The sequence below is a fragment of the Corallococcus sp. AB032C genome (assembly GCF_003668935.1).
GTDB classification, from domain to species: domain Bacteria; phylum Myxococcota; class Myxococcia; order Myxococcales; family Myxococcaceae; genus Corallococcus; species Corallococcus exiguus.
Map to the genome: position 1 here is coordinate 1 of NZ_RAWP01000123.1, position 21,443 is coordinate 21,443.

At 70.1% G+C, this 21,443-nt stretch carries 18 protein-coding genes; 14 read left to right on the plus strand and 4 right to left on the minus strand.

What is annotated here, in order from left to right; genetic code table 11:
* Positions 1 to 190, plus strand: a 190-nt coding sequence (locus D7X99_RS35605) for a hypothetical protein (RefSeq protein WP_121781653.1), incomplete at its 5' end; no start/stop codon positions are given.
* A gap of 76 nt (positions 191 to 266) precedes the next feature.
* Here the strand turns inward: D7X99_RS35605 and glmS are convergent.
* Together glmS and glmU are read right to left on the minus strand one after the other, a co-directional pair.
* Positions 267 to 2,102 (minus strand): glutamine--fructose-6-phosphate transaminase (isomerizing), encoded by a 1,836-nt coding sequence (glmS, locus tag D7X99_RS35610; protein WP_121781654.1) that lies wholly within the window; start codon positions 2,100 to 2,102, stop codon positions 267 to 269.
* Positions 2,103 to 2,216: 114 nt separating this feature from the next.
* Positions 2,217 to 3,617 (minus strand): bifunctional UDP-N-acetylglucosamine diphosphorylase/glucosamine-1-phosphate N-acetyltransferase GlmU, encoded by a 1,401-nt coding sequence (gene glmU, locus D7X99_RS35615; protein WP_121781655.1) that lies wholly within the window; start codon positions 3,615 to 3,617, stop codon positions 2,217 to 2,219.
* Positions 3,618 to 4,005: 388 nt separating this feature from the next.
* On the opposite strand from glmU, the gene ggt reads away from it, so the two are divergent.
* Both ggt and D7X99_RS35630 read left to right on the plus strand, forming a co-directional pair.
* Positions 4,006 to 5,769, plus strand: a complete 1,764-nt coding sequence (gene ggt / locus D7X99_RS35625) for a gamma-glutamyltransferase (RefSeq protein ID WP_121781656.1) — start codon at positions 4,006 to 4,008, stop codon at positions 5,767 to 5,769.
* Between the two features lie 21 nt (positions 5,770 to 5,790).
* Positions 5,791 to 6,573 (plus strand): TatD family hydrolase, encoded by a 783-nt coding sequence (locus tag D7X99_RS35630; protein ID WP_121781657.1) that lies wholly within the window; start codon positions 5,791 to 5,793, stop codon positions 6,571 to 6,573.
* Between the two features lie 147 nt (positions 6,574 to 6,720).
* On the opposite strand, the gene D7X99_RS35635 is transcribed toward D7X99_RS35630, so the two are convergent.
* The gene (locus tag D7X99_RS35635; RefSeq protein WP_120561800.1) at positions 6,721 to 6,996 is read right to left on the minus strand and encodes a hypothetical protein; all 276 of its coding nucleotides are present in this window, start codon (positions 6,994 to 6,996) and stop codon (positions 6,721 to 6,723) included.
* A 323-nt stretch (positions 6,997 to 7,319) separates the two neighbouring features.
* On the opposite strand from D7X99_RS35635, the gene D7X99_RS35640 reads away from it, so the two are divergent.
* The 5 genes from D7X99_RS35640 to D7X99_RS35660 all read left to right on the plus strand — a co-directional run bounded on the left by D7X99_RS35640 (position 7,320) and on the right by D7X99_RS35660 (position 11,620).
* Positions 7,320 to 7,568: a hypothetical protein gene (locus D7X99_RS35640; RefSeq protein WP_120576850.1), complete on the plus strand. Its 249-nt coding sequence runs from the start codon at positions 7,320 to 7,322 to the stop codon at positions 7,566 to 7,568.
* Positions 7,565 to 8,557 (plus strand): amidohydrolase family protein, encoded by a 993-nt coding sequence (locus D7X99_RS35645; RefSeq protein WP_121781658.1) that lies wholly within the window; start codon positions 7,565 to 7,567, stop codon positions 8,555 to 8,557. Before D7X99_RS35640 ends, D7X99_RS35645 begins: the two co-directional genes overlap by 4 nt.
* A 102-nt stretch (positions 8,558 to 8,659) precedes the next feature.
* Positions 8,660 to 9,040, plus strand: a complete 381-nt coding sequence (locus D7X99_RS35650; protein ID WP_014394116.1) for a response regulator — start codon at positions 8,660 to 8,662, stop codon at positions 9,038 to 9,040.
* A gap of 85 nt (positions 9,041 to 9,125) precedes the next feature.
* Positions 9,126 to 9,959 (plus strand): ABC transporter ATP-binding protein, encoded by an 834-nt coding sequence (locus tag D7X99_RS35655; protein ID WP_121781671.1) that lies wholly within the window; start codon positions 9,126 to 9,128, stop codon positions 9,957 to 9,959.
* Positions 9,956 to 11,620 (plus strand): hypothetical protein, encoded by a 1,665-nt coding sequence (locus D7X99_RS35660; protein ID WP_121781659.1) that lies wholly within the window; start codon positions 9,956 to 9,958, stop codon positions 11,618 to 11,620. The genes D7X99_RS35655 and D7X99_RS35660 overlap by 4 nt, the downstream gene beginning before the upstream one ends.
* A 45-nt stretch (positions 11,621 to 11,665) precedes the next feature.
* Here the strand turns inward: D7X99_RS35660 and D7X99_RS35665 are convergent, their stop codons facing one another.
* The gene (locus D7X99_RS35665) at positions 11,666 to 12,967 is read right to left on the minus strand and encodes a VWA domain-containing protein (RefSeq protein WP_121781660.1); all 1,302 of its coding nucleotides are present in this window, start codon (positions 12,965 to 12,967) and stop codon (positions 11,666 to 11,668) included.
* A 129-nt stretch (positions 12,968 to 13,096) separates the two neighbouring features.
* On the opposite strand from D7X99_RS35665, the gene D7X99_RS35670 reads away from it, so the two are divergent.
* From D7X99_RS35670 to D7X99_RS35695, 6 genes are all read left to right on the plus strand, one after another.
* A complete protein-coding gene (locus D7X99_RS35670; protein WP_121781661.1) occupies positions 13,097 to 13,996 on the plus strand; it encodes a histone deacetylase in 900 nt (299 codons plus the stop codon).
* 84 nt (positions 13,997 to 14,080) lie between these two features.
* Positions 14,081 to 14,791, plus strand: coding sequence for a hypothetical protein (locus D7X99_RS35675; RefSeq protein ID WP_121781662.1), 711 nt, complete (start codon positions 14,081 to 14,083; stop codon positions 14,789 to 14,791).
* An 85-nt stretch (positions 14,792 to 14,876) separates the two neighbouring features.
* Positions 14,877 to 15,269 carry a peptide chain release factor-like protein gene (locus tag D7X99_RS35680; protein ID WP_169827949.1) on the plus strand — a complete coding sequence of 131 codons (393 nt, stop codon included), beginning with the start codon at positions 14,877 to 14,879 and terminating at the stop codon, positions 15,267 to 15,269.
* 206 nt (positions 15,270 to 15,475) lie between these two features.
* The gene (locus D7X99_RS35685; protein ID WP_121781664.1) at positions 15,476 to 19,717 is read left to right on the plus strand and encodes a hypothetical protein; all 4,242 of its coding nucleotides are present in this window, start codon (positions 15,476 to 15,478) and stop codon (positions 19,715 to 19,717) included.
* The gene (locus D7X99_RS35690) at positions 19,714 to 20,313 is read left to right on the plus strand and encodes a type II secretion system protein (RefSeq protein WP_121781665.1); all 600 of its coding nucleotides are present in this window, start codon (positions 19,714 to 19,716) and stop codon (positions 20,311 to 20,313) included. Before D7X99_RS35685 ends, D7X99_RS35690 begins: the two co-directional genes overlap by 4 nt.
* A complete protein-coding gene (locus D7X99_RS35695; protein WP_121781666.1) occupies positions 20,310 to 21,425 on the plus strand; it encodes a PilW family protein in 1,116 nt (371 codons plus the stop codon). Before D7X99_RS35690 ends, D7X99_RS35695 begins: the two co-directional genes overlap by 4 nt.
* Positions 21,426 to 21,443: the final 18 nt, after the last annotated feature.

Below are 21,443 nucleotides of genomic sequence, written 5' to 3' on the forward strand. Positions count from 1 at the left end.
CCCCAAGGAAGCCCCCGCGCCCGCGAAGGCCGTGCACCCGGAGGCCCCGCCTCCGCCCTCGGACACGCGCCGGCCCCAGCCCCAGCTCACCGACGAGGATCGCGAGGTGGTGGAGAACCTGGAGTTGTTGGAGTCGCTGGACGCCGCCGCGGACCTGGAGGTGCTCCTGGAGCTGGCGGACGAGAAGTAGCGGGAACGAAGAAGCCCGGGCCCCCTGTGAAGGGAGTCCGGGCTCTTTCGCATTCAGGCGTGGAAGCCGTGCAGCGCTACTCGACGGTCACGCTCTTGGCCAGGTTGCGCGGCTGGTCCACGTCGTTCCCGCGCATCTCCGCCACGTGGTACGCGAGCAGTTGGAGCGGGATGGTGGCCACCACCGGCGCGAGCAGCGCGCAGGCGGCGGGGATGCGGATGACGTGGTCAGCCAGGGTGTCCGCCTGCGTGTCGTCCTCGTCGAGGATGGCGATGACCTTGCCGCCGCGCGCGCGGACCTCCTCGATGTTGCCGATGATCTTCTCGTACGCGACGTGCGGCTGCTTCGGCGCGATGACCACGACGGGCATCTTCTCGTCGATGAGCGCGATGGGGCCGTGCTTCATCTCACCGCCCGCGTAGCCCTCCGCGTGGATGTACGAAATCTCCTTCAGCTTGAGCGCGCCCTCCAGCGCCACCGGGTGCATGGGGCCGCGTCCCAGGAAGAGGAAGTCCTGCGCGTTCATGAACTCGCGCGCGACGCGCTTCACCTGCGGCTCGCACTTGAGGACCTCTTCAATCATCTTCGGCACCTGGGTCAGGTGCGTCAGGTGCTCCTGCGCGCCCTCCACCGACAGCGTGCCGCGCATGCGGCCCAGCTTCACCGCCAGCAGGTACAGGGTGACGAGCTGCGTGGTGAACGCCTTGGTGGACGCGACGCCAATCTCCGGGCCCGCGTTGGTGAGGATGTGCAGGTCCGACTCGCGCGTCATCGCGCTGCCAATGACGTTGCAGATGGCCATGGTGTGCGCGCCCAGCCGCTTGGCCTCCTTGAAGGCCCCCAGCGTGTCCGCCGTCTCACCCGACTGGCTGATGGCGATGACCAGGTGGCTCTTCTCCACGATGGGGTCGCGGTAGCGGAACTCGCTGGCCAGCTCCACCTCCACCGGCAGCCGCGCCAGCGATTCAATCATGTGCTTGCCGGCCACGCCCGAGTGCCAGGACGTGCCGCAGGCCAGGATGGTGACCTTGGTGAAGGACTTCACCTGCTCCTGGGACAGGTTCCACGTGTCGAAGTGGACGTCGCCTTCCGTGAGGAGCATCCGGCCGCGCAGCGTGTCCGCGATGGCGCGGGGCTGCTCCCAGATCTCCTTGTGCATGAAGTGCTTGTAGCCGCCCTTCTCCGCCATCATCGGCGTCCAGTCGATGCGGCGCGTGGGGCGGTTCACCAGCTTCCCCTCGCGGTTGAAGATGTCGACCTTCGCCGCGGTGATGACCGCCAGGTCACCCTCCTCCATGTAGACGAAGTCGCGCGTGTGCTCGAGCAGCGCCGGCACGTCGCTGGCCACGAAGTTCTGGCCCTCGCCCAGGCCCAGCACCATGGGCGACGCGTCCTTCGTGCACACGATGCGGCCCGGGTCGTTGGAGCACACCACCACCAGGCCGTAGGTGCCCTTCACGCGCTTGATGGCCGCGCGCACCGCGTCCGGCAGGTCCACGCCGCGCTCCACCTCCGCGGAGATGAGGTGCGCGAAGACTTCCGAGTCCGTCTCCGACGCGAAGACGTGGCCGCGCGAGCGCAGCTCCGCCTTGAGCGCCAGGTGGTTCTCGATGATGCCGTTGTGCACCACCGCCACGTTCTTGTACGTGTGCGGGTGGGCGTTCTCGTCGGAGGGACGGCCGTGCGTGGCCCAGCGCGTGTGGCCAATGCCGGTCGTGCCCCTGGGCAGATCCTGCACCACGCGGTTCTCCAGGTTGCGCAGCTTGCCCGTGGCGCGCACCACGTTCAGTTGGTTGCCGCCCACCACCGCGACGCCCGCGGAGTCGTAGCCCCGGTACTCGAGCTTCTTCAGACCCGACACCAGGATGGGAGCAGATTCCTTGTCACCGACGTAGCCAACAATCCCGCACATGTTCGTCCTGCCTCTTTCTCGTCCCGCGGCCGCCGGAGCAAACCACGGGAATCCCGTTCACGCCCAACACGCCCAACCCCGCCCCGCCGACCGAACAGCAGGCGAGCACTCTTCCTAACCAGCCTTCACCTTCGCCTGCCGGGCCTTCTTGGCAGCCACCCAACCCTCCTTCACGACCTGTGGCGCGCGGGACACAGCGAGGCTCCCAGGAGGCACATTTTTCGTCACCGTGGAGCCCGCGCCGACATACCCGCCGTCCCCCACCTTCACCGGCGCCACCAGTTGACTGTCCGAGCCGATGAAGACGCCATCGCCCAGCTCGGTCAGGTGCTTGTTCACCCCGTCATAGTTACAGGTGATGGTGCCCGCGCCGATGTTGCAGCCCGCGCCAACGTTCGCGTCGCCCAGGTAAGTCAGGTGGTTGGCCTTGGTGCCCTTCCCGATGCGGGCCTTCTTCGTCTCCACGAAGTTCCCAAGATGCACTTCCTCTGCCAACTCCGTGGCGGGGCGCAGCCGGGAGAACGGGCCGATGATGCAACGCTCACCCACACGGGCCTCCTCCAGCACGGAGTAGGGCTTGATGTGGGTGCCATCCGCCACGACCGAAGCCGTGAGCACGCTGCCCTGGCCAATGGTGACGTTCTTCCCGATGACGGTGCCGGCCATCAGCGAAACGCTGGGGCCTACTTCCGTGTCGGTGCCGATGGTGATGCCCTCTTCGATGTACGCGGTGGCGGGGTCCTGGATGGACACGCCCGCGCGCATGTGGGCTTCGTTGATGCGCTGCTGGAGGACGCGGGCGCGCGCCGCCAGCTCCACCTTGTCGTTCACGCCCGCGGTCTCCGTGGCGTCCGCGTCCACCGCGCCCACGGGGCCCAGCTTCGCGGCCATCTCCACCAGGTCGGTGAGGTAGTACTCGCCCTGCGCGTTGACGGGTTTGATTTCCGCCAGCGCCTTCCAGAGGAAGGCCGCGTCCACGGAGTAGATGCCCGCGTTGCACTCCTTCACCGCGCGCTGCTCCGGGGTGCAGTCCTTGTGCTCCACGATGCGCGCCACCTTGCCGGCCTCGCGGATGACGCGGCCGTAGCCGGTGGGGTCCTCCAACGTGGTGGACACCAGCGCCAGCACTCCGCCCGCGGCGTCATGCGCGGCGAGCAGCGACTGGAGCGTCTCCTTGCGAAGCAGCGGCACGTCTCCGTAGAGGATGAGCACGCGGCCGTCATGGCCCTTCAGCGCGTCCTCGGCCGCCTTCACCGCGTCCGCGGTGCCCTTCTGCTCCTTCTGGAGCGCGAAGCGCAGGGGCGCGTCCGGGAAGTGGGAGCGGATGGACTTCTCCACCTCCGAAGCCTGGTGGCCCACCACCGGCACCACCTGCGTGGCGCCCAGTTCCAGGGCCCGCTTCAAGGGATAGGCACAGAGGGGCCGGCCGAGGATGGGGTGAAGGACCTTGGCCTTCTCCGACTTCATCCGCGTGCCCTTGCCCGCGCACAGCACAACCGCCGCCAGAGCTGTCATATGCGGCGGAGAATTAGGGACCGCCGATCAACTCGTCAACCGCGCCCGGACTTCAAAGCGGATCGCGGGACGTCCGGGGAGGGGCGGGCGCTGACTGCCACACACAACGTGTTGCATTGGACCGTGATGCCGAAGCGCGGCTTCAGGAACGTCGTCAGCCGCGCCGTGGTGGAGGCCGGAGTCGGAACCGACGCCGGGTTTTCCACGGGGTTCGGAGGACTCATGAGCACCGCCCGTTGCTGCGCATGACCGAAGCCTGCCCCGCTTCCGCTCACAATCCAAGGAAAAAAATGTTGCCTGACTGAAACCCTGGCCCTGGCGCGGCGCGTGGTGCATTAGGGAACGGCCGGAAATCACAAGGAAAGGCCTCCAGGTGGGGAAAACACACATGGGCGCCGCGGGACGGAAGTCGTTCCGTGCGCTGGGACTCGCAGTGTTGCTGGTGGCGGCGCAGGCGGGTGCGGCACGTCCCTACCGGGGAGGTGCGGTGGCCACGGCGTATCCGCCCGCGAGCGAGGCCGCGCTCCAGATGCTGGACAAGGGCGGAAACGCGGTGGACGCGGCGGTGGCGGCGGCGTTCGTGGCGGCGGTGGTGGGCCCCTACCACTCCGGCGTGGGCGGCGGCGGGTTCGCGCTGGTGCACGACGCGAAGTCGGGCGGCACGCAGGTGCTGGACTTCCGGGAGGTGGCTCCCAAGGGCGCCTCGCGTGACATGTACCTGAAGGACGGCGCGCTGGTGCCGGGCCTGTCCACGGACGGCGCCCTGAGCGTGGCGGTGCCGGGCGCGGTGGCGGGCTACCTGGAGCTCTTGTCCAAGCACGGCAAGCTCAAGCCCGCGGTGGTGCTGGCCCCGGCCATCCGGCTGGCGAAGCAGGGCTTCTGGGTGACGCCCAAGTACCAGCAGATGGCCACCGGCCGCGCGGAGTGTCTGCGCCAGGACCCGGAGGCCGCGCGCATCTTCCTTACGCCCAACGCGCAGGGGACGCCGGACGTGCCTCCGGTGGGGCACCTCATCAAACAGCCGGACCTGGCGCGCACGCTGGAGCGGGTGGCGAAGGGCGGCGCGAAGGCCTTCTACGCGGGCCCGGTGGCGCAGGCGCTGGTGAAGACGGTGCAGGACGCGGGCGGGCTGCTCACGCAGGAGGACCTGACGAACTACCGCACGCGCCCGGCCACGCCGCTGGAGACCACCTACCGCGGGCACCGCATCCTCACCATGCCGCCGCCCAGCGCGGGCGGGCTGGCGGTGGTGCAGGTGCTGGGCATGCTCCAGCAGCTGCGGCCGCAGGGCGTGCCGTACCGCGACCCGGAGTCGCTGCACCTCTATGTGGAGGCCGTGCGGCGCGCGTACGTGGACCGCGCGAAGTACCTGGGCGATCCGGCCTTCGTGCAGGTGCCGCTGGAGCGGCTGACGTCGCCCGGCCACATCGCGGACCTGGCGGGCGGCATCGACCCGAAGAAGGCCACGCCCAGCGCGTCGCTCCTGGCGCCGCTGAAGGGCGGTCCGGCCTCCACGCTGCGCAAGGACGCGGGGCCGCTCACGCCGGAGCCGGAGAAGAAGAACACCACCCACATCTCCGTCATCGACAAGGACGGCAACGCGGTGGCGATGACGACCACGGTCAACTACAGCTTCGGCTCATGCCTGGTGGCCAAGGGCACCGGCGTGCTGCTCAATGATCAGATGGACGACTTCGCCGCGCAGCCGGGCGTGCCCAACGCGTACGGGCTCGTCACCGGTGAGCCCAACGCCATCCAGGCCGGCAAGGTGCCCCTGTCCTCCATGTCGCCCACGCTGGTGTTCTCCAAGGAGGATCCGAAGCGGGTGATGCTGGCGGTGGGCAGCCCCGGCGGCTCCACCATCCCCACCACCGTCATCCAGGCCATCAGCAACGTAGTGGACCAGGGCATGGACGTGGCGCGCGCGGTGGGCCTGGGCCGGCTGCACCACCAGTACCTCCCGGACGAGCTGTGGGTGGACAAGTGGGGCCTGGAGCCGGCGACGCTGTCCGCGCTGGAGGCGAAGGGCCACAAGATTCGCCGGGTGGACGCCTGGGGCGACGCGGAGGCCGTCTACAGCGACCCGCGCACCAACCTGCGCTATTCCTCCAGTGACCCGCGCAACGAGGGCGCCGCGACGGGCCAGGACTGAAACGAAGGAGAACGACTGCCCGTGGCCGAGCCGCTTCCGCTCTTCGATGCGCACCTCCACCCGGAGGCCCTGACGGACCAGGACCTGGAGTCCATGCGCTTCTTCGGCGTGGAACAGGCCCTGGTGGTGGCGCACCACTTCCCGGAGCCCACGGCCAAGGGGCTGCGTCAGCACTTCGACCAGCTGGTGGAGAAGCAGCTGCCGCGCCTGGAGCGGCTGGGCATCCGCGCCTGGGCCGCCCTGGGCGTGCACCCGCGCTGCATCCCGCGCCGGGGGCTGTCCGAAGTCCTGAGCCACCTGCCGGACTACTTCGAGGGCGGCCGGGTGGTGGCCCTGGGCGAGACGGGGCTGCACGTGGGAGGCGAGGAGGAGGAAGAGGCCTTCCTGGAGCAGCTGGCCCTGGCCCGCCAGCTCAAGCTGCGCGTGGTGGTGCACACGCCGCTCAAGGACAAGGAGCGCCACACGCGGCGCATCCTCACGCTCCTGCGCCAGTCAGGCCTGCTGCCCTCGCGCGCGCTGGTGGACCACGCCAACGCGCGCACCGTGCGGACCATCCTGGAGGTGGGCCACTGGGCCGGACTCACCCTGCACCCGGAGGCCCTCCAGGCGGACCGGGCGGTGGCCCTGGTGCGGCGGCTGGGCAGCGAGCGCCTGGTGCTGGATTCGGACGCGGGCGACGGCGCGGGGGACATCCTGGGGCTCGCGCGCACGGCGAACCTGCTGGGCAAGGCGAAGCTGTCCGAGCGGCTCGTCCGACGGGTCACCCGGGACAATGCCGTCCGCTTCTTCCAGATCCACGACTGAGCGCGGCATTCGCGCACCGTGTGGGTGGCATGCGGTGCGTTGAAAAGTAGACGGCGGCCCGGACCTGTCAGCGCTGTAAATGAGACGGGCCCCGCGCGGTGAAGCGCGGAGCCCGTGGGTTTACAGCCTGGAACCCCGAGGAGGGGCCTAGTTCACCGAGACGGAGGCCTGGGCCTCCGGGTGCAGGGTGAGCCCCTGCGCGTCCGGCGCCAGCCGCACCTGCACGGGCACGCCCTGGGAGCGGTACTCCGCGAGGGAATCCGCCGCCTCGTCGAGCAGCTGCTGATAGCGCTCCTCCAGCTCCACCGCGATCAGGAGCATGGTCTCGCCGGCGTCCGTCACGCCCGGCCGGTACACCTGGCACCGCTGGAAACGCGCCCAGCGACCGTTCTGCATCTTCACAAGCTCGCCGTCGTAAGCCATGCGCAGCACCTCTTGAGTGAAATCCGACGGAGGCAATGTAGAGGTGAATCCCGGCGCTGTCATCCCCCTGCTTGAAAATTCGTAAACCCTTCGTGATTCCAGGGAGTTGCCAACACTCAAGGGGGTGCACAGGGGTGCTCCGGGGACCGGGCCGGCGCAAAATGTAAACTGGGACACTGTCAACGCGGTTAACCCGGCCCGGGGGGCGATGCCGCGTTGCGCTGTCAACACTCCGTGAACCCGCCAGCCCGGGAGGGGCGGCCAGGGGACGGGGCGGGACTGACGCGTGGCACCGCGCAGGGGCATCCCTTAGATTCCAGAGGATGAAGTTGCCCCTGCCGTTCCGTCGCGACCGCCCCATCATTCCGTCCGCCAATGCGCAGGATCACGCGGAGCGGTTGATCGCCGAGTCCCTGCGCATGCTCGGCCAGGTGTGTTCGAAGGTCGCGGACGCCATCGAGGCGCAGCGGCTGGAGCGCCAGGGCTACGCGCACAACAGCTACCTGCGGCGCCTGGACAAGGACGAGGACGACGACGCGAAGAAGTCCTCCGGGCCGGGCACGGGCGGATGACGGCTCACCGCGAGCCTCCTGAAGAGCACGACCCCAGCGAACACGAGGACGACGACGCACCGGTGCCGTGCCTGGCCTCCTCGCCGGCCGCGACCTGGCGGGAACAGGGCATCCAGATGCCCATGCCCGCGTTGGCGGACGAGGAAGGGCCCCGCGTGGACCCCGGCCTGCCGCCCGTCGTGGACGCGCACGTGCACCTGTTCCCCGACCGCGTCTTCGAGGCGGTGTGGCGCTGGTTCGACCGCTACGGCTGGCCCATCCGCTACAAGCTGCACACGCCCCACGTGCTGTCCTTCCTGTTGTCCCGAGGCGTCGAGCGCGTGGTCGCCCTGCACTACGCTCACAAGCCCGGCATGGCGCGCGCGCTCAACGCCTTCGTGGCGGAAGTGGCGAAGACCGAGCCCCGCGTCATCGGCCTTGGCACCGTGTACCCGGGCGAGCCCGGCGCCGTCGGCATCCTGGAGGAGGCGTTCGCCCTGGGGCTGAAGGGCGTGAAGCTGCACTGTCATGTCCAGGCCTTCTCCCCGGACGCGCCCCAGCTGAACGAGCTCTATGAAGCGTGCGCCCGGGCGGGCAAGCCGCTCGTGATGCACTCGGGGCGGGAGCCCTCCAGCGCCCGGTATCCGGTGGATCCGCACCAACTCTGCGCCGCGGAGCGGGTGGAGCGTGTGCTGAAGGATCATCCCACGCTCAAGCTGTGCGTGCCGCACCTGGGAGCGGACGAGTTCGACGCGTACGCGCGCCTGCTGGAGCGCCATGACTCGCTCTGGCTGGACACGACCATGGCGGTGGGCGGCTACTTCCCCGTGCCCCTTCCCCGGAAGGCGCTGGAGGTCCGGCCCGAGCGCATCCTCTATGGGACGGACTTCCCCAACATCCCCTATGCGTGGGACCGGGAGCTGCGGGCGCTCGCCGGGCTGGGGCTGGACGAGGCCGCGCTCGCGGGGGTGCTGGGAGGAAACACGCTGTCGCTCTATGGGGAATGTTGAAAAGAAACGAAGGCCCTTCCGCAATGGAAGGGGCATTCCCATCTTCGTCCCCATAGAATCGCGGTCCCCAAGCAGACGCCGCCACTCCAGAGGCTCAAGCCCATGTCGAACTTCATCCTGGTCGTCGACGACGACGCGAGTCACCGCACGCTCATCTGCGATGCCCTCCAGGAGATGGGCTATGCCACCATCGAGGCCAAGAACGGCCGCGAGGCGTTGGATCTTCTCGAGGACGACATCCCGGGCGCCGTGCTGCTGGACCTGCGCATGCCCGTCATGAGCGGCTGGGGTCTCTTGGACGCGCTCAAGAAGATGCCGCGGGCGCGCAACCTGCCCATCATCATCATCTCCGGCTACGGCTTCGAGTGGGAGGCGGAGCTGGTGGGCGCCGCCGGCTACATCTCCAAGCCGGTGGACCTGGACAAGGTGCGCACCACCGTGCAGCAGATCGTCGGGCCGCCGGAGGTGGCCATGGTGCACTGAGTCGGGAAGCGCCCGGCGGGCCGCACCATCCGTCAACCCGAGGATTGTGGGCAGCCCCTGGGTGCATGGTGTGATGGCGTCCTTCATGACGCCCCCCTCTTCAGAACCGGCCGGCTCCGAGCTGGCCATCGACGCCCGCGGCCTCGTCAAGCGCTTCGGCACCTTCACCGCGCTGGACGGCCTGGAGCTTCAGATTCCGCGGGGCGCCTTCTACGCGTTCCTCGGGCCCAACGGCGCCGGCAAGTCCACCTCCATCGCGTTGCTCACCGGCGTGTACGGGCCTGACAAGGGCACCATCCGCATGCTCGGCGTGGACGCCGTGGCCAGGCCCCTGGACGTGAAGCAGCGCGTGGGCGTGGTGCCGGAGGAGCTGAGCCTCTTCGAGCGCCTCACCGGCCGTCAGTACCTCACCTTCTGCGCGCGCATGTACGGACTGGACGGCGCGGAGGCCGCGTCGCGCGCGGTGGAGCTGCTGGAGCTGACGGAGCTCACGTACAAGGCGGGCGCGCTGGTGGCGGAGTACTCCAAGGGCATGCGCCGCAGGCTCGCCATCGCCGCGGCGCTCATCCACGCGCCGGAGTTGGTGCTGCTGGATGAGCCCTTCGAGGGCATCGACGTGCTCGCCGCGGGCGTCATCCGCGAGCTGCTTCGCGAGCTGTCCCGCCGGGGCGTGACGCTGCTGCTCACCACGCACGTGCTGGAGATCGCCGAGCGGCTGGCCACGCACGCGGGCGTCATCCGGGGCGGGCGCATGTTGGACCAGGGCCCGGTGGATCAGCTGCGTCAGCGCCACGGCGCGTCCACGCTGGAGGCGGTGTTCGAGAAGCTGATCTCCGTGCCCGCCGCGCGCAACGCGAAGCTGTCGTTCTACGGCGAGCCCGCGGCGAACGTGGTGCCGCTGCGCCGGGAGACCGCGTGAGCAGCCCGCGTCCGAAGGTCCCCGGCTTCTTCCAGCACCTGCTGCTGCTCTGGGGCCTGCGTCTGCACCTGGGCCTCAACCAGGGTCCGGGCAAGAGCCGCCTGCTCGCGGTGGCCGCGTTCGTGGGCTCCAGCGCGCCGGGCGTGCTGCTGGGCCTGAGCTTCTTCAAGCTGATGCGGATGCCGCTCATCGTGCACAGCAACGTGTGGCCGTACTTCATCCTCAACCTGCTGTGCTTCGTCACCGCCGCCACGTGGGTGACGTGGCCGCTGTTGTCCGCGGGCGTGGATGACCATTCGGAGCTGTCGCGCTACGCCGCGTTCCCCATCTCTCCGTTCCGGCTGCTGATGGGCTCCACGGTGGCGAGCCTCTTCGAGCCCCGCGCGCTGGTGTTCTACGCGCCCCTCACCGGCGCGGCGGTGGGCTATGCGTCGCGGCACCGGCTGGCCTCCCCGTGGCTGGCGGCGGTGCTCTACGTGCTGTTCGCGCTCTTCTGCGCGGCGTGGAGCCGGGTGGGCCTCTACACGGTCATCAACGTGCTGAGGGCGAAGCACAGCGCGCGCATCATGGGCGGCGGCATGGTGGCGTTCCTCGTCGCCGCGTCGTTCATCCCGCCCATCGACACGTCGTGGCTCACCAGCATGGGTGAGACGGGCGTGGGCGCGCTGGACATGAGCCTCATCATCAACGCGGCGGTGGCGCTCAGCCAGGTGCCCCCGGGCTTCTTCGGCGACGGGCTGGGACAGCTGGCGCACGGGCGCGTGGGCATCGCCATGCTGGAGGCCTTCGGGCTCCTGTTCTTCACCTGCATGGGCATGGTCGTGGCGTACGCGCTCTTGATGCGCTTCCACCGGCAGGCGGGAGGCCGCTCCGGCGGCGACCAGGGGGATGGGAAGGACAGCGACCCGTTCGCCACCACGGGCACGCGCTTCGACACGCTCCTGCGCCGCGAGGTGCTGGACCTGTGGCACAACCCGCGCGCCCGGTTGCTGGCGGCGGTGCCCTTCATCCTGGCCATCCTGCTGAAGCTGCTCTCCGGCAGGGACCTCTTCGTGTACCTGCTGGGCGGCAGCGCGGACGCGTGGGTGATGGGCGGCCTGAGCATCTACGGCGCGGTGGTCATCGCGTCCACGTTCTCGCAGAACACCTTCGCGTACGACGGGCACGGCTTCGCGGTGTTCCTGGCGGCGCCCATGAACCTGGCGGACGTGCTGCGCGCGAAGAACCGGGTGCAGGGCGTGGCGGCGCTGGGGATGGCGGTGCTGGTGGGCGCCTTCTACCGGGTGTACTTCGGCTCGGGCACGCTCGTGGACTTCCTGTGCGCCATGGCAGCGGTGGCGGCGGTGGTGCCCATGCTGCTGGCCGCGGGCAACTTCCTGTCGCTGTACTTCCCGGTGAAGTTCCACGCGAGCCTCAAGCGGCGCGACCGGATTCCCCTCACCGCGTCCATGCTGGGCATCTTCGCGGCCAGCGTGGGCTGCATGCCGTTTGGCCATGCGCTGCGGGCCGCGGGGAAGGACGGGCCGGGCTGGCAGTCCGTGGCCTTCATCCTCGGGTTCGCCGTGCTCCACTTCGGCGTGTACCGGGTGACGCGGCCCTGGGCGATGCGGCTGTTGGACCAGCGCCGGGAAATCGTCCTCCGGGCGGTGACGCGCGAATAGCCTCGCGGGCGGGGCCTTGTTGGGCCCCGCCCGGCAGGGTGTCACTCAGTACGTGACGCCGAACTTCGCGGCCTGCGTCTTCACGCTCTTCATCACGTTGGCGTCGAAGGCGTCCTCCTTGGTGGGGGCGTTCTTCGTGAGCCACTGGTCGCGCTCGGTGGCGAGCTTCGCGACCTTCTCCTCCAGCACCTTGCGCTCGGCGGACAGCTGCTTCACCTTCGCGGCCTGCTCCTCCTTCTTGAGGCCCTTGAGCTCCTCGGGCAGCTCGTCGTCCTTGAGGCCGCCGAGCGCGGTCGGCTTCTCCAGCAGGTCCACGCCACCCGCGACGGCCGCGGGCGCGCTGCTCACCGCTCCGGCGCTGGCGGCGCCCTTCCCCGCCCCCCGGCTCTCCTTCATGAAGCTGATGCGGTCCGCGACCGCCTCCGCGGCCATGCTCTTGGTCGCCTCCGCGCGGGCGCGGTTCACGGCCTGGGCCTCCGCGCGGCCACCGTAGAGCGTCTTGGACGCCAGCTCCGCGTTCACGCGAGACAGCTCCGCGTCAAAGGGCGTGGCCACCGCCACCATGCCGCCCGCCGCGTCGATGGAGTCGAAGGTGCCGTCCGTCAGCTTCGCCACGTAGCGCCAGGACTCCTCGGTGGAGGAGTCCGCGCCGCAGCGCACCGTGTTCACCACGATGTGGCGCTCCTTCGCGCGCTTGGACCAGAGCTTGAAGTCCCAGGCGGCCTCGCGCTGGGCGGGGGGCGCGTCGCCCACCAGGAAGATGACCTTCATCACCTCTCGGTCCTGGCTCCACTTGAGCAGCGACACGGCCTCGCCCAGGCCGCGCCCCACGTGCTCGGGATGATCCCCGCCCCCGTTCGCGTCCAGCTTGCGCAGCTCCGCGAACATGGAGTCCATGTCGTCGCTCAGGTCGAAGCGCTTCGTCACGTACGCGTCCCCCTGGTCGCGGTACGCCACCAGCGCCACCTTCAGGTGCGGCGTGGGCTTGCCCTTCGCGATGCGCGACGCGATGGAGAAGATCTTCTGCTTGGCGCCCTCCAGCAGGCCGCCCATCGACCCCGTCGTATCCAGCACGAACGCCACTTCGATTTCAGGCCGCGCCCCCTGCGGCTGGACCTGCGCGTCCTGGCCCTGGGCCTGCGCGCCCTGCCCCGTGGGCGCCTGGGGTCCGGTGGCCGGCGTGTCCGTGGGCTTCGTGGGCTTGACGGGCGCGGGCTTCTCGGCCGCGGGCTTCGCGGTGGTGGTGGCCGGCGCGCTGGCGGGCGTGACGGCCCAGGCGGAGGTGGCGGACAGACCGGTGGCGAGCGCGGCCGTCAGGACGGCCCGCGAGAGGGGCTTCAGGTTCATGGGTGTGGGCTCCTGGGGACTGCGCGGGGCGGGCACGTTCGCGCCGCCTGCTCCTGTAACGGACAGGCCCGCCGGAAGTTCTACGCCCCCGGTTGCACCCCTCCGGAACGGGCGTTACGCCCCGGGTCCGTGCGCGTCTTCCACATCGACCGGTACCTGGTCCCCCTGCCCGACGGGCACCGCTTCCCCATGGAGAAGTACCGCCTGGTGCGCGAAATCCTGCTCGAGCGCGGCATCCTTCCCCCCGCCGTCTTCCATGAAGCCCCCCGCGCGGAACGCACCGAACTGGAGCGCGTCCACACCCCGCGCTACCTGGACGCCTTCTTCGGCGGAAATCTCACCGACGCGGAGCTGCGGCGGCTGGGCTTCCCCTGGTCCCTGAGGCTCGTGGACAACGCGCGCGCGTCCGTGGGCGGAACCCTGGCCGCCGCTCGCGCCGCACTGGAGGACGGCTTCGGCGCGAACCTGGCCGGCGGCACGCACCACGCCTTCCCGAACCACGGGGAGGGCTTCTGTGTCTTCAACGACATCGCCGTGGCCATCCGCGTGCTCCAGGCCGAAGGGGCCATCCGCCGCGCGGTGGTGGTGGACCTGGACGTGCACCAGGGCAACGGCACCGCGGCCACCTTCGAGGGCGACCCGTCCGTCTTCACCTTCTCCATGCACGGCGAGCACAACTTCCCCTTCCGCAAGCACGCCTCGCACCTGGACCTGGGGCTGGAGGACGGCGTGGGGGACGCGGAGTACCTGGCCACGCTCGACGCGCACCTGCCCCACGTCCTGGAGTCCGCCCACGCCGACCTGCTCTTCTTCCAGGCCGGCGTGGATCCGCTGGAGGAGGACACCCTGGGCCGGCTGTCGCTCACCCACGCGGGGCTGCGCGAGCGCGACCTGCGCGTCATGCGCGCGGCGAAGGAGCGCGGACTCCCCGTGGTGCTCACGCTGGGCGGCGGCTACGCGCGGCCGCTGGCGCCGTCGCTGGAGGCCCACGTCGGGACTTATCTCGCCGCCTGTTCGTTGTTTCGCTGACGCCCGTCTTCCCCGGGGACGCTTGCGGGCCCTCGCGCACCGGCCCCATGCTCAACCCTGCTTCGCCACCCCTGGAGCCCTCCCATGCCGCGTTCCCTCCCCCGTCTCGCCGTCCTCGCCTGCGCGCTGGCCCTGGGCTGCGGCGGCAACACGCCCTACTACCACCTGGATTGGGGAGGCGCGGACACCGTCACCGCCGCGCCCGGCGACTCCGTCCCCTATGACATCGCCATCCAGCGCATCGCGGACAACCTGGGAGAGGTGCGCGTGAGCGCGGCGATCTCGCCCGAGGGCGTCACCTTCGGCCCGGCGTTCTCCCTGCCGGAGGGGGAGACCATCGTCAGCACCACCGCCACCATCTCGGTGTCCAACAGCGTCACGAGCTACGGCGTGAACGCGCTGCAGCTCATCGCGGAAGACCCGGCCAACAACGTCACCGCCCGGGGCAACATCTCCCTGGTCATCCTGGCGCCGCCCGAACCCCAGCCTGACTTCGCCCTCGCCGTGGAGCCCCGCCAGGTGAACGTGGCGCCCGGCCAGTCCGCCCAGGTGACGGTGACGGTGACGCGCGCGGAGGGCTTCACCGGCGCGCTCACCCTCACGCTGGAAACCCCGGGCACGACGCGGCTGGGCGCCGACCCCGTCACCCTGGCCCCGGGCGAGACGACCGCGCAGGTGCGCGTCACCACGGACCGGTCGCTCTCCGTCCTGCCCTACGTGGTGAAGTTCGTGGCCACCGACGAGAGCGGGCGCGCCGCCAAGACGGGCTTCACCTTCAACCTGAACTACACCTGAAGCAGGCCTTCAAGGGGCCCCGCGCCGCCCGATGTCAGGCGCGGGGTACCGGTGGCGTCTCCGCGGCGCTAACTTGAGGACCGCCATGACGCCGCCGACCATCCCCATCGCACCCGCTCGACGCCAGGCCGCCCGGGAGGCCCTCTCCCTGGATGACGAGGCCCTGCTGAAGGTCTGCGACGTGGAGTTCTTCATCGCCTCCGGACCCGGCGGTCAGCACCGCAACACCACCGCCAGCGGCGTGCGCCTTTCTCACCCGCCCACGGAGCTGTCCGTCACCGCCACCGAGCGCCGCAGCCAGTCCCAGAACAAGGACGCCGCCGTGCGCCGCCTGCGCGCCGGCCTGCAGGCCCTCACCTTCGTCCCCAAGGTCCGCAAGGCCACCCGCCCCTCCCTGGGCTCCAAGCGCCGGCGCCTGGAGGACAAGAAGCGCACCTCCGAGAAGAAGGCCGGCCGGGGCGGCAAGCTCGCGGATTAGGCGACCCGGCCTCCGCCGCTATGCACGACGTGCGGACCTCGCAAGCTTTGCGTAGCCGCTGAGGTCGCCCACTCACAGCCACACGGTTTCTTTCCAAGGCTCCCCCCGTACGGGAGTCCTCCCACGCCGGGGCATACGGTGTGCACAAGCCAGGGGTGACCTCCGACCCCGAGGGGGTCAGTCGGCCTCCAACCCCCGGTGAACCCTTGGCCCCCACCTCCCCCAGAATTTCCGCGGCGCGGCGAATCCTGCTGGGCCTGGCGCTGCTGACGGCGCTGCCGGCGTCCGCGACGGACATCGTCACCTTCAGCCAGGGCGCGCTCATCATCCCGGAGCAGGCCACCTTCCAGCAGGGCTGTGGAAGCCTGTCGGCCTACGGCCTGGTGTGGCGCCTGTTGCAGTCCAACGAGGCGGGCGGCTTCAACGCCAACCACCCGGTGACGGTGTACCTGGCCATCGACGATACGAAGCGGTCCCCCAACCGCTGCGTGCCCACCAACAAGCACCTGCCGCCCCTGCCGCACAACGGCCAGTGGAACGACCCCAGTTGGAATGACGGCTGCGACTTCCACATCTCCCGCGCGGACGCGGCGCCCGTCGTGCCGGTGCCGCCCCTGCAGGCGCTGCCCGCGAGCGGCCTGTTCCCCGAAGCGAACATCGACAACTTCACCACCAACCCCGCCCAGGCGCGGCCGAACTTCACGGCCACGACGCTCAGCACCGCCAGCGGCTTCCGCGACGTCCAGTACATGGGCGGCGCGTTCATCATCGACGCGAAGGACGCGAAGAACGCGCTCGACTTCCTGAACTCCTCCGCCGGGGCGGACGCGCCGAAGAAGTTCCGCACGACGTGCAACTGCAACACGTTCAGTAACGGCATCGGCTGCTTCTACGTGCGCATGCACCAGGCCACCATCGAGTTCAACGCGCCCATTGGCCGGCGGTTGAACCGCGTGCCCCCGAAGATCGCCCTGCTGGACCTGGACGACGACAACGCGGTGGACACGTCGTTCGTGAAGGGCGGCATGCTGGACGACTACCTGCGCAACGCGGGCCTGGACTTCAACGGCGCGGGCGGCTGCCCGCAGGGCACCACCAGCGGCTGCAGCATCAACGGCGGACAGCCCGGCCTCATCTACGACGCGCTCCACGCCAACGCGGACCTCATCTCCACCGCGGCGTTCCCCAACGGCCTGCTCAACGCCGTGGACCCCGTCACCCTGCGCCCGCGCTACCGCGTGTTCTGGGCGCCGCACTGGCAGATTGGCGACAGCACCCGCCCCGCGTACCAGTCCAACGGAGACGGCGCCGGCAACCAGGCGGAGAACGTCCTCAACAACATCGCCCACTTCACCAACCAGCGCGGCAACGGCCTGTTCGCCGAGTGCACCAGCATCTGGTCCTACGAGCACACCGACAAGGTGGGCGGAGGGCTGGTGCCTTCCACGCGCTTCCAGGGCGACGTCAACTTCGAGAAGAACAAGCTGGGCAACAGCGGCAAGAACTGGGACGGCCGCAACTGCACGGACCCGGACTACATGAACGAGTCCTCGCCCCGGCCCGCCTGCATCGTCTACCCCAACCCGGGTGACCCCTTCTCCCAGCTGGGTGACTTCCGCTTCAACAACGTGGCGGGCGAGACGGAGAACTACCGGACGACCTTCAAGAACGGCGTGCGGCGACTGGCGGTGAGCTGGGTGAACTACGCCCCGGGCAACCAGTACGACAACCCCGCGCACGTGGCGGCGAACGCCCTTCGCGGCAACGACTTCTTCTCCTTCAACCAGAAGGACAATGATCCGCAGAAGGCGACCATCGTCTACCTGGCGGGCCATGACTTCAAGGACAGCGTCGCGGGCACGCGCATCGTGCTCAACACGCTGCTCAACCTGGGAAACGAACCGCTGCAGAGCGAGCGCACCGTGTCCGCGCCCGTCGCGCTGGACGACACCAACGGCAGCGACACCAGCGGCTCGCGCGCCCTGCTGTTCAAGACCTCCTACAACGCCGTGACGGGCTACCCGCCCGGCGCGGACACGTACACGCCCGCGCAGGGCTCGCACTGGGTGTTCCCCTACTACCCGGGCACGCTGCGCGCGCACTCGCTCATTGGCGGGGATGCGCTGTCCACGGGGGAGAACTCGCTGTCGGACGGCACCCTGTGGAACGCGGACGCGCGCATGCCCGCGCCCGGCGACCGCAACCTCTTCACCTACTTCGGCGGCGAGGTGACGGTGAACCCGACGCTGGGCGCCGGCCGCACCGCGCCGCATGGGGTGATGCAGGTGGGCTGGAAGCCGGAGGAGGTCTCCGGCACGCGCATCAACCGCAACTACGGCTCGGTCCCCAACACCGGCTGCGTGGACGAGCTGAAGCTCGGCCGCGCCACGGCGCGCGACGGTGGCTTCCGCTACGACTTCGTGAAGGGCCCGGACGGCGTCTGCGACCTGCAGCAGGCGACGCAGTACTCACCGCAGCTGGGCGGGGCGGACTTCGGCGTCGCCAACGAGGTCATCAACAAGCTGCAGCTGGGCGTGGACTTCAACGCGGTGGCGATGATGCTCCAGCGGGTGCGCGGCTACTGCTACGCCACGGTGTCCGGTAACGACGGCGCCGGCGAGACGCCCGTCCTCGAGCCCTCCGTCACCCAGTGCAACAACGAGGACGCGGACAACAAGGCGCACCTGGGCGGCTTCATCCACTCGTCGCCCGTGGTGGTGACGGCCAGCCCCCTCATCCGGGACACCACCGCCGCCCGCCCCACGGTGGCCTACGCGGCGGGCCTGGACGGCCAGGTGCACGCCTTCTACGTCTCCGGCGGCGCTCGCTATGACGGCCCCGCGCAGAGCCTGAACTTCCCCAACCCGGACGCGAGCGCGCGCTTCAAGACGGACTTCGCCCAGCGCTTCCGCTCCGGCACCACGCCCCCGCCGGGCACGGAGCTCTGGAGCTTCCTGCCGGCCACGCAGCTGGCGGGCCTGCGCAACAACACCGCGCGGGTGAACAGCGCGCCCGCCGTCTTCGACGTGTTCGCGGACTTCGTGGGCACCGGCCGCCGCGAATGGCACACCGTGCTCGTCGCCAACGTGGGCCAGACGGGGCGCGACCTCTTCGCCCTGGATGTGACGAACCCGCTCAAGCCCGTGCTGCTGTGGCACCTGGTGGGCAGCCACTACGCCACCTCCAGCGCGCCGAACTCCGCGGTGGCGCTGGCGGACAAGGGCCAGGGCGGCATGGACTGGACGTACACCTGGGACGAGGACTCGAGCCTCTTCCTGCTGCCGCCGCGCGCGGACCCGGGCCGTCAGCCGAGCGGCCTCTATGACTACAGCGGCCTGGGTGGCTCGCGCGGGCTGTCCGTGGGCGTGGGCCGGCTGGGCATGGAGCCCGTGTACGCCGTCTTCGTCGCCTCCAGCAGCTCCGGCGCGCTGCCGGTGTCGGGCTCGCCCGGCTCTCCCGCCAAGGGCGTGCAGGTGTTCGCCATCGACGTGGCCACGGGCCAGAAGCTGTGGCAGTGGCAACAGGCCTACACCAGCAGCGTGGACAACAGCGCGCCCGCCGCGCCCACCGTGTCGCAGGACTCCAGCGGCGCCGCGCGCCTCTACGTGGGCGACATGGAGGGCAAGCTCTGGGAGCTGGACGCGTCCACCGGCATGAACATCAACGTGGCGCGCATGGGCCCCGCGTGCTCGGAAGCCGCGCCCTGCAAGTACACGGCGATGAACATCGGCGGGCTGCCCGTCACCAGCCAGCCCATCAGCACCAACGTGGGCCTGGCGCGCATTCCGCTCGACGCGGCGAACGCCTCCGCCTTCAGCCAGTACAAGGGCAAGGTGGTGGCCCTGGTGGGCACCGCCGGCATGGACTGGGTCCCGGACACGGTGGGCGGCCGCTTCCACGCGCTGCTCCTGGACGCGGGCCTCCGGCTGCCCCTGGGCACGGATGGCTATCGGCTGGACGGCTCGCCCCTCAACGCGAACCTGGCCCACACGGAGGCGAACACCTTCGGCGTGCTCCAGGAGCCCGCGCCCTTCCCGCTCATCTTCCCGGCGCCCGAGCACGTCTACGGCAACATCACCATCGCCGGGCGCACCGCGTACTTCAGCACCGCGGAGGAGTCCGTGAACGACCCCATGCTGCTGAGCGCGTCCGTCGGCGGCCACACGTACAGCATCGACCTGGGCAACACGGCGGCCACACAGGCGGGCATCCAGCCCATGAGCGGCGCCACGCTGGCCAACTACGGCGGCGTGGCCGTCTACCACCGCGACAGCGGCGGCGCGTCCACGGACTTCGTGGTGGGCGCGGAGGTGAGCGCCCTGCGCGTCACGCGCATCGACAACGCGACCAACACCGGAGCCTCCAGCCCCAACGCGAAGGACTCCGTGGACGGCAACAACGGCGTGCTCTACCAGCTCCTCAACTGGAGCCAGAGGTTCCTCGAATGAGAGCCCTTCCCTCTTCCGCCGCCCGGCGCGGCAGCGGCCTGTTGGAGGTGCTCATCGCCACGTGCGTCCTGGCGATGGCCGCCGTGGGCGCGGTGCTGGGCATGGTGGCCGCCACCCGCGACGTGAAGGACGGCCAGGTGCTCCAGGGCCGGCGCATGCTGCTGGAGGCGCGCGTGCAGCGGCTGTGGCTCGCGTCCAAGATGGAGCTGGCCAACCAGGCCATCCCCCGGCCCGCGCTCTTCCCCGCGGACGTGGCGCTGGCCACGGCGCCCTGGGTGCTGGACCCCAGCACGCCGCAGACGGGCGACATCGGCACCGGCGCCTACTTCCGCGTGCGCCCCACGGGCCAGGTGGAGCCCGCGCTGGACGTGCCCGCCGGTACGCCCTGCACCACCGTCACCCCGGACACGGTGCTACCCCGAGACGTCTACTGCCGCGAGGTCCTGGTGACGCAGGGGCTGCCCAAGGACCTGCCGCCCGCGGCCCAGGCGATGGTGCCTGCCGGGGCGCTGCCCTTCACCTTCTGGACGCGCGCGTACCGCAAGGGCGACAGCCTGGACCGCGCCATCGTGCACAGCGAGGTCTTCGTCCAATGAAGAGCCGGTTGAAGTTCCGGACGAAGCCGCGGACGAACGCGCGCGGCATGACGCTGCTGGAGACGATGGTGGCCGCGACGCTCACGGCCATCGTCCTGGCGGCGGCCACGGCGCTGCTGCTGGCGGGCGGGCGCGTGGTGCACAACACGGAGCACGTGGCGGACAGCCACGACAACGCGCGGCTCGCGGGCGAGACGCTGCTGTCGGCGGTGCGCCAGGCCGGCGCGGGCATGTCCGAGGGCCTCTGGGTGGTGTCCAGCGGCACGCCCCAGCGCATCAACTCCGTCTTCGGCGGGGACGGCGCGGGCACGGGCGTGCTCGCCGCCACCACGACCGGCAACGCGCCGGGCACGAGCGGCAGCGACGACCTGTGGCTGGTGATACCGGACCGCAACTACCTGGGCCGCGACTGCGCGCCGGGCGCGGCGATGACGGTGGTGAAGCCGGGCACCGGTGCATTGGAGGTCAACTGCGCGGGCACGCGCTCCGGCGCCGCGCCCGCCAACCCCATGCTGGTGGCCAGCAACATGAAGAGCGCCGCGCTGCTCACCCAGACGTCGGTGACGAGCAGCCCGCCCACGGCCACGGTGAACTTCCTGGAGACCGGCGTGTCGGGCTTCTCCAACGCGCCCCACAAGGGCGGCTTCCAGAAGGGCGACCTGGTGTACCCCGTGCGGCTGCTGCACTACTTCATCGGCACGAACGCGAGCAACGGCCGCAAGGCGCTGATGCGCGCGGAGGGCATCCCCGGCAGCGACGTGTCAGGGCGCCCCTTCATGGACATGGCCGACCCGGTGGTGGTGCAGGACTACGTGGAGGACTTCCAGGTGACGTTCGGCATCGACGCCACCAACACGGGCGACCCCACCCGCTACGACTTCCAGAACGGCCTCGGGCCCGAGTACACGCCGGGCCTGCGCTCGGTGCGCATCAGCGTGGTGGCCACCGGCCGCTCGCCCCGGCGCGACACGCAGAGCAAGGACGTCCTGTCCGATGACCTGCCCATCGCGGTGGAGAACCACACCCCGCCCGCGGCCCCCGCGGACGGATACTTCCGCAGCCTCTTCTCCCGCCGGGCGGAGCTGCCCAACCTGGCCGCCGCCAGCCTGTGAGTCCATCCTCCGTGAGGC